We start from the raw sequence: 11,529 nt of genomic DNA on the forward strand, positions 1-11,529 counted from the left end.
GGGCTTGCCGGTCCTACGGGTCGCGACGGCTCACCCGCGCATCGCGGACGGCTGGGCGTCGGTGCGCATCGCCGCGTCCGTGCCCCCGTCGACGTACAGGATCGAACCGGTGGTGAAGCGGGCCTCCGGACGCAGGAACTGCTCGATCCAGAAGGCGATGTCCGCCGCCTCCCCGAAGACGCCGAGCGGCATCGGGGTGGGGAAGTCGTCGGCGTCCGGGGCCTGCGAGACGCCGGTGGAGCCGGTCATCAGCGGGGTGAGCACGGCGCCCGGCGCGATCGCGTTCAGCAGGACGCCCCGGCGGGCCCACTGCGGGGTGACGGCGGTGCGCCGCACCCAGCGGGCGAGCGCCAGCTTGGAGGTGGCGTACGCGACGATGCTCGGCGCGGAGTCCAGGGTCGCGGCGGGCAGGGCGCTCTGCGCGGCCGTCGCGCGCTCCCCGGCCCCCTTCTCGTCGCCCGCCAGCAGCAGCTCCACCAGCTCGTCGTCGATGACCGGGACGGTGCTCGCCGAGTTCGAGCTGATCACGACGGCGCGGCCCGCGCCGGACCGCTCCAGGGCCGGCCGCAGCGCGTCCAGCAGCGCGACGGGACCGAAGTAGTTGATCGAGACGACCGCGGCGGCGCTCTTCACGTTCGGCCCGACGCCCGCGACCGCGGCCACTCCGTCCAGGGTGCCGCCGCTCAGCGCCAGGATCTCCCGGACCGCGTGCGCACGGCCCTCCTCGCCGCCCAGGTCGGCGACGACATCGGCGTCCCGCAGATCGACACCGATCACCCGGTGCCCGGCCGCGCGCATCCGGGCCGCGGCCGCGGCTCCCATTCCAGAGGCGGATCCAGTGATCACGTACGTGCCCATGGCGGACTCCTTTCGCCCGGCCGCACCTTTCACGACCGGTTTGTTCCCATCACCATTCAATCACTGATTGGAAAGTGATCGGAAGGGGGGCCGACGTGGTGGAATGGTCGCTATGACTCATCCGGACGCCCCAACGCGCGAGCGGCTCCTCGACGCGGCGAAGCGGCTCTTCCTGGAGAAGGGGGCCGACCAGGTCTCCCTGCGCGCGATCAACGCGGAGGCCGCGCTGAATCCGGGGGCCGTGCACTATCACTTCGGCTCGCGGGAGGGGCTCGTGACGGCCCTCCTGGAGCGCGAGCTGCGGCCCCTGTGGACCGACCGGATGCGGTTCCTCGGCGACGCGCGGGAGGCCGGGCCCGACGTGGGGGAGATGGCGGCCGCCCTGGTCGAGCCCTTCGCCGAACTGGTCACGACGCGGGACGGCCGCGTGCTGTGCCACCTGCTGGCGCGCTCGGCGCTGCCCACCGGGCAACTGCCCAACGCCTCCAGTCTGTTCGTGCCCGCGCCCTTCGAGGTGATGGTCGGGCGGGCGCTGCCGCAGCTGGCCCCGCGGGAGGTCACCGAACGCTGCCGGCTCGCCTTCAGCGTGGTCATGGAGACCTACGGCAGACCGCTGGCCAAGATGCCCGCGGACGCCGCGTCCTTCCCGCGCACCGCGACCGTGGTCGCCTTCGTCGCGGCGGGTCTCACGGCGCCGCCGACGGCGCCGCGCGAGCGCGACTGACCGGGGTCGTACGCCCCGGGTGCAGGGCCGCACCCGCCGGGAGCGCTCTGCTCCCGACGGGTACGGCACCTCAGGCCGGCACATCCCGGACCGGCCAGGCGAGCGCCGAGTCGAGGTCGGCGGCGACCCGCAGGACGCCGCCCAGACCGGCGAGCCGGATCACGCGCAGCAGGAACGGGTCGGTCAGGACCAGGATCAGACGCGCCTGCCGCGTGCGCAGACGCTCCTGGACGCGTACGAGCATCGACAGACCACTGCAGTCCAGAAACGTCACGGCGCGCAGGTCGGCGACGAGAATGCCGTCCTGCCCGGGGGACAGGTCCTGGAGCCGGCCCGCGAGGTGATGGGCGGCGAGGATGTCGAGTTCGCCCCACAGCTCGACGACCCGTGGGTCCTCGGGGTGCGGTGCCGTCATGCCGAAGACGGCGTCGGTGTCGTGGTAGGCGGGCATGGCCTCCTCGCATGGGTGGGGGCGCGTTGTTGTGGCGGTGCCCCTGGCATACCCCCACCCGCGCGGTGAGACAACCCCCTTTCTCCGTACGAGAGTTGGACAACCGTGTTGTCGGTCAAACGGCACCCGCGGTGATCTCTGGCGTGATCCGCACCGTGCTGTTCCCGCTCGTCACGGGCGTCCCCCGCGACCCCGCCTGCTCAGCCCGGCGCCTGTCGCCCCGAGGTGTGCGTGGGGCGGATGGTGGAGGAGTGAACCTCCGGCGGGAAACCAACGCGTGCCCCGGTTCGCGGGTGATCTGCCGCCGTCGCACCCTTCCCGCGATCGCCGGACATATGGCCGGGATGCGGAGGGGCCCGTTCAGTCATCGAACAGCCATTTCCGGCCCGGCTCGGGCCCCGCGGATCGCTCTACGCCGTGGCGGGAGGCTGGGCGGGGCGGGGCACCTGACGGCTCGCGTGGCCGTACTGGGCCGCCTGCGTGCGGAACATGGTGGCGTACCTGCCGCCGGCCGCGAGCAGTTCCTCGTGGCTGCCGGATTCGGCGACGCGGCCCCGGCTCAGCACATGGATGGTGTCCGCCCAGCGCACCCCGGACATCCGGTGGGTGACCAGGACCACCGCGCGCGTGGGTCCCGCCAGGCCCCGCAGCCGGTCGAACGCCTCGATCTCCGCCTCCGGGTCGAGCGCGGACGTCGGCTCGTCCACGATCAGGATGCCGTCGGCCGCGCCGGTCCGGTCGCGCCAATGGGTGCGCGCCAGGCCGAACTTCTGCCACTCCCCGCCGGACAGCTCGCTCGCGCCGCGGAACATGCGGGCGAGGAGGGTGCCCATGCCGCCCGGCAGGCGGGCGATCAAGGACGTCGCGCCCGCGTACCGCGCCGACTGCTCCAACTCCTCGGCGGACGCGGCCTGCTGGGGCCGCCCGATCCGGATGTTCATCGCGGCGGTCATCGGCCAGCGCTGGAAGTCCTGGGTCAGCTGGCTGACCCGCTCGAAGACCAGGGACCGGTCCAGCCCGGTCAGCGGTCTGCCGCCCCAGTGGACCGTCCCGGTGTGCGGGACGAGGAGTCCGCTGATGATCTTCATCAGGGTCGACTTGCCGCTGCCGTTCTCCCCGACGACCGCGGTCACCGACCCCATCGGAACCGTCAGCGACACCTCGTGCAGAGCCGGCTCGGCCCGGTCCGGATAGCGGTAACCGACCTTGTCGAGAACCACCGCGTCGATCCGCTCCGGCAGTCTCCCGCCCCCGGCCGGAATGGTCCGCCGGGCGGCCTCCACGAGAAACTTCTCGTGGTCCTGGACGTACAGCGACTCCTCGTGCAGCTGGTTGACGTTCATCACCAGCGTGCCCAGGCTCGCCGACCCGGTGCGCACGGCGACGACGGCCGTCCCGGCGATCGCCAGGCTCATGGTGCCCGTCGTGATCAGCCAGAACATCACCCCGTACGTGGCCGCCAGCGCCAGCCCCGACAGGGCCGTGGCGACCAGCTCGGTGCCGGCCTTGCCGTCGGCCAGCCGCCGCTGCTCGCTCTCGGCGCTCTCCGCCATGTCGCGGTAGCGCTCCAGGAGCGCGGGGCCGACCGCGTGCAGCCGTACCTCCTGGGCGGCGCTGCGCTCGGTGAGCAGGGTGCCGATCAGCCGGCTCGCGCGGACGTGCTCGACCCAGTTGAGCATCGACACGTACCGCTCCTGCGCCACCCGCATCGCGCCCCAGCCGCGCGGTGCGACGATCAGCAGCAGCATCGGCAGCAGCGCCCAGTGCAGCACGCTGAGGATGGACGCGGTGGCGACGAGCGAGATGACCCCGTTGAGCGCGGCGACGCAGGCCGAGATCATGCGGCGCGCGGACGCCGCGCCGTAGAAGGCCACGTCCAGCAGGCGCCGGAACGCCGGATCCTCGATGGCCTCCAGCTCGACCGCCTGGGCGGCGTCGAGATACTCGGTGGTCGCCACCCGCTCCACCAGCGGTTCGAGGCGTCCCGCGCCGGACGTCGACCAACTGGCGAGCAGGGCGTTGACGGTGGCGACCACGGCGCCGACGAGCAGCGCGGGCAGCGCCTCCCGCACCCGTCCGGCCGCCGGGCCGTCGGAGAGGAGCGTGTGCATCACGGAGTTCAGGACGAGCAGGTTCACCGCTGCGGCGACGCCCTGGCCGATCTCGCTGACGCCGACGGCGAGCAGCGCGCCCCGGTCGGCGTGCCAGGCGCGGCGCAGGGTGCCGAGGACCAGCCGGGGCATGGACCGCAGGGCCGTCAGGAGCGACAGGTCGAGGAAGGCGTTCTGGTGCGAGGCCCAGCCGGTGTCGTAGCGCAGCGGCCCGCCGAACAACTCCTGCTCGGCCGCGGAGACCTTGGGGTCCGCGGGCCGCGGGCGGCGCAGCAGCCTGGTGCGAAACCGGTGCGAAGACGAGGTCAAGGGTCCTCCCGGGGCTCGACTGGCGCGGCCGGGAGGGCCCTGCGGCGCTGCTGCGGTGCCCAGGGTGAGCAAGGACCGGCGCTCACACAAGGTGAACTCCGGTCATTCTCGGCGCGGGCTCAGAGGGAGCGGCGGCCCGGCCGGGTCCCGTACAGCTCGTCGATCTCGGTCGCGTACCGCTGGATGACCGCCGATCTCCGGATCTTCAGCGACGGGGTCAACAGGCCCTCGTGCGAGCCGAACTCGTGCGGCAGCACCCGGAACGTGCGGATGGACTCGGCGCGCGAGACACGGGAGTTGGCCCGGGAGACCGCACGCCGGACGTGCCCGAGCAGTTCCTCGTCCGTCACCAGGGCGGCGGCCTCCTGCGGGTCGCGTCCCTTGAGCGCGAGCCAGCCCGACACGGACTCCTCGTCGAGGGTGATCAGGGCGGCCACGTACGGGCGGTTGTCACCGACGACCAGACAGCCCGAGATCAGCGGATGGCTGCGCAGCTCCTCCTCCAGGAGTAGCGGGGAGATGCTCTTGCCGCCGCTGGTGATGATGATGTCCTTCTTGCGGCCGGTGATGACGAGATAGCCGTCCGGGTCGAGCCGGCCGAGATCACCGGTGCTGAACCAGCCGTCGCGCAGCACCGCTTCGGTCGCCCGCGGATCGTTGTAGTAGCCCGCGAAGACCACGTCGCCGCGGACCAGGATCTCGCCGTCGCCGGCGATGCGCACCGCGTTGCCGGGCAGCGGCCGGCCCACGGTCCCGTGCCGCACCGCGCCCACCGGCTGCGCGGTGACGGCCGCGGCGGTCTCGGTCAGCCCGTACCCGTCGTAGACCGTGATGCCGCAGCCCGCGAGGAAAAGACCGAGCTCGCGGGAGAGCGGCGACCCGCCGGAGACGGCGTTGCGCACCCGGCCGCCGAGCACCGCCCGCACCCGGGCGTAGACCAGCCGGTCGTAGAGCGCGTGCCGGAGCCTGAGCCGGGGGCCGGGGCCGCTGCCCTGCCCCGCCTTCTCGCGCTGTACGGCCGCCGCGTAACGCACGGCGGACTTCACCGCGCGCTCGAAGAGGGCGCTGCGCCCGTTCTGACGGGCTTTCAGACGGGCCGTACGGAAGAGGCGTTCGAAGATGTACGGCACGGCGTACAGGAACGTGGGACGGAACGCGGCCAGTGTCGGCAGCAGCACCTGCGGCGAAGGGTCCGGCTGGAAGGCCACGTTGACACCGAACCGCACCGAACTCACCACCACCACCAGGCCGTAGCAGTGCGCCAGTGGCAGGAACGCCACGAGCGACGCCTCCTCGCCGGGTGCGGCCAGCAGGCCGCCCCATCCGGTCGACAGGGTGTCGCACTCGGCGATCATGTTGGCGTGGGTGAGGACGCAGCCCTTGGGGCGGCCCGTCGTACCGGACGTGTAGCAGATCAGTGCCGTGTGCTCGGGCCGTACGGCGGAGCGGAGCCGGTGGATGTACGCCGGATCGACGCCGGTCCCCTCGGCCCGCAGCGCGTCGAGGGCGCCCTGGTCCAGCTGCCACAGGCGGGTGAGCGGGTGGTGCGGGCCGTGTGCGGCGGCCACCGTCATGGCGTGGTTCTCGTTCTCCACGAAGCAGCCGATCGCCCCCGTGTCCCGGAGGATGTCGCGCACCTGCTCGGTGGAGGACGTCGGATAGATGGGCACGACCACGGCGCCGATCGACCACAACGCGTAGGCGGCGAGCGTCCATTCGTACCGGGTGCGCGACATGACGGCCACCCGGTCGCCGAATCCGACCCCCTGCGACATCAGCCCGCCGGCCACCGCGAGGACCTCCCCGGCGAACCGGCGCGCGGTGACGGGCTCCCACTCCCGCCCGCGCGCGGCCAGCGAGAACTGGACGCGGTCCGGCGTCCGCTCCACCGCCTGGTAGACCGAGTCCGCGAGACCGCCGGTCAGGGGCGGCTCCGTCAGCCGGGGCACGTCGAGTTCCTGCATGTTCCTGCTCTCCGCGGACGAGGGACGGGCGGGTGACGGGTGGGGCCGCAGCCCGGCAACGTACCTCGTGCGGGCGATCTTTGCGGAGCCCTCCGAGGTGACGATCAGGACACGGTACGACGGGGACCGCGCGTCCCATCTGCGAGAACCATCTGCACACGGCATCTGCGCGGACCGGTCGCCCCACGCGGGCCGCGCACCGTAATCTCGGACAGCGGCCTTCCCGCGGGAGCCGCCGGGCGGCGCATCGAGGGGTGCCGGTCCAAGGAGCGCTAGCACGGAGGCAGTTGAGAACTCATGATCGACTCCGCGAAGGTCCTCCTGGTGGACGACCGTGAGTCCAATCTGCGGGTGCTGGAGTCGGCGCTCGCCCCGCTCGGCGTCACCGTGGTCTGCGCGGACAACGGCGACGACGCCCTGAGGATCGCGCTGCGCGGCGGCATCGGCGTGATCCTGCTGGACGTACGGATGCCCGGCATCAGCGGACTTCAGGTGGCCGACTATCTGCTCCGCCTCGACCAGACCCGGGACATCCCCATCATCCTCGTGACCGGGATCGGGACCAGCGCCCTCGCGCAGACCGCGATCGAACTGGGCGTCGCCGACCTGCTGGTGAAGCCGGTCGACCCCTGGGTGCTGCGGGTCAAGGTCAGTTATCTGCTGAAGGCCGGTCAGCGCGCCGCGGAGATCGGCTGACCGTCGGTCTCATGCCGAGGTCGCCGGGTGCGGCCCGTCGCCGACGCGCGGATGGCTGTGCCGCCAGCCACCAGGCACCCGCAGCGCGCCGCTGACGTGCGGATGGTCGGCGGCGAGCCCCGGATGCTCGTGCACGGTCCCCGGCGCGGGCCACAGCAGCGTCGCCGCCACCGCCGCGCAGCCGGCCACCGCCCCGAGGACCGTCACCGCGGCCGCGAGTCCGGCCGTGGCGCCGACCCAGCCGGCCAGCGGATAGGTGAGCAGCCAGCAGGAATGGGACAGGGAGAACTGCGCCGCGAACACCGCCGTACGCTCCCGGTCCGGCGCGGCCCGCCGCACCAGCCGCCCCGCCGGGGTCAGCACCATCGAGCACCCGGCGCCGAACCCGCACCAGGCCGCCAGCAGCGCGGGAACCCGCCAACTCCCGTCGTCCGAAGCCGTGATGGCGCCGGTCGCCGCGAAGACGACGACCAGGAGCAGCCCGCCGCGCAGCATCACGGGCCGGTCCCCGGTCCGCTCCAGGATCCGGGGCAGCGCGAGCGCCACGGCCATCGACCCGGCCCCGTACGCGCCGAGCGCGAGTGGCACCGCACCGGCGCCCAGACCGAGGAAGTCCCGCACGTAGACGACGGATTGAACGGTCACCAGCGCGCTCGCCGCCGCCACGGCAAGGTTCAGCGCGAGCAGCGCCCGCAACTCCGGCACCGCGAGGAACAGCCGCGTACCGGCGGTGGCCCTCGCGTACGCGCCGCCCGCGCGGGACGCCAGGGTCGTGGCGCGGGGCAGCGCGGTGGTCGCCACGAGCGCGGCGGAGCCGAGGAACCCGAGCAGTGTGCCGGTGAACAGCCGGTGGTAGCCGACGGCGGTCAGCAGGGCGGCGGCGAGCGCCGGGCTGAACAGGCTCTCCAGGTCGTAGGCGAGCCGGGCCAGCGACAACGCCCGCGTGTAGTCGCGCTCTTCGGGCAGTACGTCGGGGATCACGGCCTGGAAGGCGGGGGTGAACGCGGCCGACGCGGACTGGAGCACGAAGACCAGGACGTACACCTGCCACACCTGGTCGACGAAGGGCAGCGCCACCGCGACACCGGCCCGCAGCAGATCGGCGCCCACCAGCAGAACCCGGCGCGGCAGCCGGTCGGCGAACGCGCCGACGAGCGGGGCGATCACCACGTACGCCGTCATCTTGATCGCGAGCGCGGTGCCGAGCACGGCTCCCGCGTCGGCGCCCGCGATGTCGTACGCGAGCAGGCCGAGCGCGACGGTGGCCAGGCCGGTGCCGACGAGGGCGACGACCTGGGCGGTGAAGAGCCGACGGTAGACGCGGTCGCGCAGAACGGTGGCGGGCATCGGACGGTGACTCCCGGGAGGATGAATAGTCTTCATGTGCGCACCTGCGCACATGAAGACTATGACGCTCCTGCCGCACCGTGGTCAACCAGTCCCGTACGTCCGGCTCTAGGCTGACCCCATGTCTGACAGCGAACCCATCCCACCTGCGGCAGGTGCGCATCTGCACGAGCCGGACGCCGCCCGTCTCGCCGAGGCGACGCGGGTGTTCGCCCTGCTGTCGGACGCGACCCGGCTGCATGTGCTGTGGCTGCTCGCCCGGGAGGAGCTGGACGTGGGCTCGCTCGCCGAGCGCGTCACCGCGTCCCGCACCGCGGTCAGCCAGCACCTGGCGAAGCTGCGGCTCGCGGGCCTCGTCGAGACCCGCCGCGAAGGCCGCCACATGCACTACCGGCTGACCGACGGTCATCTGCGGCGCCTGGTGACCGAGGCGGTCAGCCATGCCGACCACCGGGTCAGCGGGCAGGCGCCGCACGACTAGAAGGTGTGTCCAAAGCGCCTCAGGAGCGGGTGCGGCGGGCGCGCAGCCGGCGGCGGAGGATCAGCGGCACACAGGTCAGGACGAGCAGGGCGGCGGCCGCGCCCAGGTGCCGGGGCAGGCCGGGTGCCTCCTCCGGTACCTGTCGCGTCGGCGCGGTCGCGGGGGCGGCGGCCCGCAGCGGGCCCGCCTGCTGCTTCGGCGGTTGCGGGGCCGGGGTGGCGAACCCCCAGTCGAGCAGGGTGCGACTCTCCTCGTACACCGCGTTGAAGTCCCCGTCCTGAGGGTTCATCACCGTCACCAGGATCGTGCGGCCCGCATGGGTCGCGGCGGAGACCAGGGTGGTGCCTGCCTGTGTCGTGTAGCCGTTCTTGACGCCGATGAGCCCGGGGTAGGGCTCCACGCCGTGCGAGCCGACCAGCAGCCGGTTGGTGTTCTGGATCTCGTACGCGTCCGGGCCCCCGGCCGCCGGGAAGCGGGCCCACTTCGTCCCCATGTAGCGGCGGAAGTCGGGGTTCTTGAACCCTTCGCGGGCGACGAGGGCGAGATCGTGGGCGCTGGAGTACTGGCCCGGGGTGTCGAACCCGTCGGGGGAGCGGACCTGGGTGTCCCGGGCGCCGATCCGGCGGGCGGTGGCCTGCATCTGGGCGAGCGTGCGGGACAGGCCGCCGTTCAGCCGGGCCAGCGTGTGCACGGCGTCGTTGCCGGAGCTGAGGAACACCCCGCGCCACAGGTCGGCGACGGTGTACCGGTGCCCCTCGGCGACCCCGACCTCGCTGCTCCCCTCGGCGACCTCCGCCAGATCCGCCGACGAGGCCCGGTGCACCGTGTCCTGGCGCAGGTGCGGCAGCACCGTCACCGCGAACAGCGTCTTGAGCGTGCTGGCCGGCGGCAGCCTGCGGTGCGGCGCCCTGGCCGCCAGGACGGTTCCGGTGCGGGCGTCCATGACTTCCCAGGACAGCGCCGACAGGGACGGTACGGCGGGCGGTCCTGAGGCGGCCTGTGCGGGCCCGACGGCGGCCCCCGCGACGAGCGCCGCGCACACGCCCGAGGTCACGAGCGCCCTGCCGGCCGCCGGGCGACGCAGGGCGCGGAGCAGCGGACGAGATCGGATGAAGATCACCATGCGGGCAACGTAGGTGCGTGATCGTCCGCTCGCGATCCGTTACCGCCATCCGGCCGCCGCCCACTTCGACGATCGGTACGCCCGGGACGTACGTACGCTGGAATGACCCGACGGTGGAGGTGTTCCGCCATGACGGACCGGACACGACTGCTGAACCGACTGCCTCGCGCCTATCGCGACCGGCTGATGCCTCTCGCCACGGAGGTGTCCTTCCCCCAGGACTCCCGGATCTTCGAGGAAGGGGACCGCGCCGACTGCTTCTGGATCATCAGGACCGGAACAGTCACGCTCGACGTGCGCGTCTCCGACCGGGCCCGGCTGCCCATAGACCCGCTCGGACCGGGTGATCTCCTCGGCTGGTCCTGGCTCTTCCCGCCCTATGAATGGGACTTCGGCGCCGAGGCGTTCAGCCACGTGCGCGCCTACGAATTCGACGGCTCGACCGTGCGCGCCCTGTGCGACATCGAACCGGCGCTCGGTGTGGCCCTGCTGCACGGCGTCGCCGAGGTGATGGCCCACCGCCTGGAGGCGGCCCGGGTCAGGCTCGTCGAGGCGCACCACGAGCACCGGATCAGGGGGTACGCGTAGGGGCGGGCGGCGCACGACGCCGCAGGCTTTGCGTGGGGCCGTCCTCGTGCGAGCGGCCACCGGGTGGACGCCGGTGGTCACCCGCACGTGCACCGTCCCTCACCCGACTCGACGCCTCGGCGGGCGCCGGGCGCGGGCGCGCGGTTTGCTCGGTCGCGGACCAGACCGCACCTGTGGCCGCTCCTAGGCCGCGCCCGAGAGGAACCGCATGCGTCGCACCGCGCCCCTGTCGACCGCCACCGCAGCCCTGCTCCTGCTCGGGGCGCCCGTGTGCGCCGCGGCTCCGTCCGACGGGGACGACGGATGGGGCGACACTCCCTCCTGGACCGCTCCGCCCTCGGCGCCCGCCACGGAGTCCGGGGCGCCGTCGGGCCTGGAACTCGAACCGGCCGACGCACGCCCCGGCACGTCGGTCCTGGCCAGCACCACGGCGTGCGGCGTCGACTCCTCGGCGACCGGCGACGCGGACAGTGTCGGCGCGGGCGAGTTCACGCTGCGCCAGGCCGAGTACGAGAAGGGCGTCAGCGGCAGCTTCGAGGTGCCCTCGGGCGCCCGCCCGGGCACCTATCCGGTCTCCGTGACCTGCGAGGACGGCACAGTGGCCCGGCAGACCCTCACCGTGTCGGGGAAGGGCGGAACGCAGCTGCACGGAGTGCACGCCGGTGACGGCGGCTCGCTCGGGCAGTGGAGCACCTTGCAGCTCGCGCTGGGCGGCGCGCTGATCGCCGGTTCGGTGGGCGCGGCCGGCTACTACGCCGTACGGCGCCGCGGCCAGGAGCTGTGACCCCCTTCCCCCGACGCCGTACGGGTCCTTCGGAAGTCGCTCAGCCCTTGCGGGTCTTGACCTCTTCGGTGAGCTGGGGCACGACGTCGAAGA

Annotated in this window: 11 protein-coding genes; 5 read left to right on the top strand and 6 right to left on the bottom strand. The window is 73.0% G+C overall.

Translation table 11 applies throughout. From position 1 onward, the window contains the following. Positions 1-30: 30 nt before the first annotated feature. On the bottom strand, positions 31-858 hold the full coding sequence (locus ACFVDP_RS24405) for an SDR family oxidoreductase (protein ID WP_383493217.1): 828 nt from the start codon (positions 856-858) through the stop codon (positions 31-33). 112 nt (positions 859-970) lie between these two features. On the opposite strand from ACFVDP_RS24405, the gene ACFVDP_RS24410 reads away from it, so the two are divergent. Continuing rightward, positions 971-1,582, top strand: a complete 612-nt coding sequence (locus tag ACFVDP_RS24410; RefSeq protein ID WP_383493220.1) for a TetR/AcrR family transcriptional regulator — start codon at positions 971-973, stop codon at positions 1,580-1,582. Between the two features lie 70 nt (positions 1,583-1,652). On the opposite strand, the gene ACFVDP_RS24415 is transcribed toward ACFVDP_RS24410, so the two are convergent. The 3 genes from ACFVDP_RS24415 to ACFVDP_RS24425 all read right to left on the bottom strand — a co-directional run bounded on the left by ACFVDP_RS24415 (position 1,653) and on the right by ACFVDP_RS24425 (position 6,417). Then, positions 1,653-2,033: an STAS domain-containing protein gene (locus tag ACFVDP_RS24415; RefSeq protein ID WP_383493223.1), complete on the bottom strand. Its 381-nt coding sequence runs from the start codon at positions 2,031-2,033 to the stop codon at positions 1,653-1,655. A 410-nt stretch (positions 2,034-2,443) separates the two neighbouring features. Beyond that, entirely contained in the window at positions 2,444-4,453 is a 2,010-nt protein-coding gene (locus tag ACFVDP_RS24420; RefSeq protein ID WP_383493225.1) for an ABC transporter ATP-binding protein, read from the bottom strand. Positions 4,454-4,572: 119 nt separating this feature from the next. Continuing rightward, the gene (locus tag ACFVDP_RS24425; RefSeq protein ID WP_383493229.1) at positions 4,573-6,417 is read right to left on the bottom strand and encodes an AMP-dependent synthetase/ligase; all 1,845 of its coding nucleotides are present in this window, start codon (positions 6,415-6,417) and stop codon (positions 4,573-4,575) included. 297 nt (positions 6,418-6,714) lie between these two features. On the opposite strand from ACFVDP_RS24425, the gene ACFVDP_RS24430 reads away from it, so the two are divergent. After that, entirely contained in the window at positions 6,715-7,113 is a 399-nt protein-coding gene (locus ACFVDP_RS24430) for a two-component system response regulator (protein ID WP_383493232.1), read from the top strand. Positions 7,114-7,122: 9 nt separating this feature from the next. Here the strand turns inward: ACFVDP_RS24430 and ACFVDP_RS24435 are convergent, their stop codons facing one another. After that, positions 7,123-8,460 carry an MFS transporter gene (locus ACFVDP_RS24435; protein WP_383493235.1) on the bottom strand — a complete coding sequence of 446 codons (1,338 nt, stop codon included), beginning with the start codon at positions 8,458-8,460 and terminating at the stop codon, positions 7,123-7,125. Between the two features lie 121 nt (positions 8,461-8,581). On the opposite strand from ACFVDP_RS24435, the gene ACFVDP_RS24440 reads away from it, so the two are divergent. Then, the gene (locus tag ACFVDP_RS24440) at positions 8,582-8,941 is read left to right on the top strand and encodes an ArsR/SmtB family transcription factor (protein WP_383493238.1); all 360 of its coding nucleotides are present in this window, start codon (positions 8,582-8,584) and stop codon (positions 8,939-8,941) included. Between the two features lie 19 nt (positions 8,942-8,960). On the opposite strand, the gene ACFVDP_RS24445 is transcribed toward ACFVDP_RS24440, so the two are convergent. Beyond that, complete coding sequence (locus ACFVDP_RS24445) at positions 8,961-10,064, bottom strand: D-alanyl-D-alanine carboxypeptidase family protein (RefSeq protein WP_383493241.1); 1,104 nt, start codon at positions 10,062-10,064, stop codon at positions 8,961-8,963. A 129-nt stretch (positions 10,065-10,193) separates the two neighbouring features. Between ACFVDP_RS24445 and ACFVDP_RS24450 the strand changes: the two genes are divergently transcribed. Next, positions 10,194-10,652, top strand: a complete 459-nt coding sequence (locus ACFVDP_RS24450) for a cyclic nucleotide-binding domain-containing protein (protein ID WP_383493244.1) — start codon at positions 10,194-10,196, stop codon at positions 10,650-10,652. Between the two features lie 208 nt (positions 10,653-10,860). Next, a complete protein-coding gene (locus tag ACFVDP_RS24455; protein WP_383493247.1) occupies positions 10,861-11,436 on the top strand; it encodes a hypothetical protein in 576 nt (191 codons plus the stop codon). Positions 11,437-11,529: the final 93 nt, after the last annotated feature.

The organism is Streptomyces sp. NPDC057694 (assembly GCF_042799415.1).
Lineage (GTDB): Bacteria > Actinomycetota > Actinomycetes > Streptomycetales > Streptomycetaceae > Streptomyces.

What these genes read in the sequence shown, in the direction of transcription:
- ACFVDP_RS24430 (WP_383493232.1), top strand. Translation starts at nt 6,715, where the DNA reads ATGATCGACTCCGCGAAGGTCCTCCTGGTGGACGACCGTGAGTCCAAT.
- ACFVDP_RS24445 (WP_383493241.1), bottom strand. Translation starts at nt 10,064, where the DNA reads ATGGTGATCTTCATCCGATCTCGTCCGCTGCTCCGCGCCCTGCGTCGC.
- ACFVDP_RS24405 (WP_383493217.1), bottom strand. Translation starts at nt 858, where the DNA reads ATGGGCACGTACGTGATCACTGGATCCGCCTCTGGAATGGGAGCCGCG.
- ACFVDP_RS24440 (WP_383493238.1), top strand. Translation starts at nt 8,582, where the DNA reads ATGTCTGACAGCGAACCCATCCCACCTGCGGCAGGTGCGCATCTGCAC.
- ACFVDP_RS24410 (WP_383493220.1), top strand. Translation starts at nt 971, where the DNA reads ATGACTCATCCGGACGCCCCAACGCGCGAGCGGCTCCTCGACGCGGCG.
- ACFVDP_RS24455 (WP_383493247.1), top strand. Translation starts at nt 10,861, where the DNA reads ATGCGTCGCACCGCGCCCCTGTCGACCGCCACCGCAGCCCTGCTCCTG.
- ACFVDP_RS24425 (WP_383493229.1), bottom strand. Translation starts at nt 6,417, where the DNA reads ATGCAGGAACTCGACGTGCCCCGGCTGACGGAGCCGCCCCTGACCGGC.
- ACFVDP_RS24415 (WP_383493223.1), bottom strand. Translation starts at nt 2,033, where the DNA reads ATGCCCGCCTACCACGACACCGACGCCGTCTTCGGCATGACGGCACCG.
- ACFVDP_RS24450 (WP_383493244.1), top strand. Translation starts at nt 10,194, where the DNA reads ATGACGGACCGGACACGACTGCTGAACCGACTGCCTCGCGCCTATCGC.
- ACFVDP_RS24435 (WP_383493235.1), bottom strand. Translation starts at nt 8,460, where the DNA reads ATGCCCGCCACCGTTCTGCGCGACCGCGTCTACCGTCGGCTCTTCACC.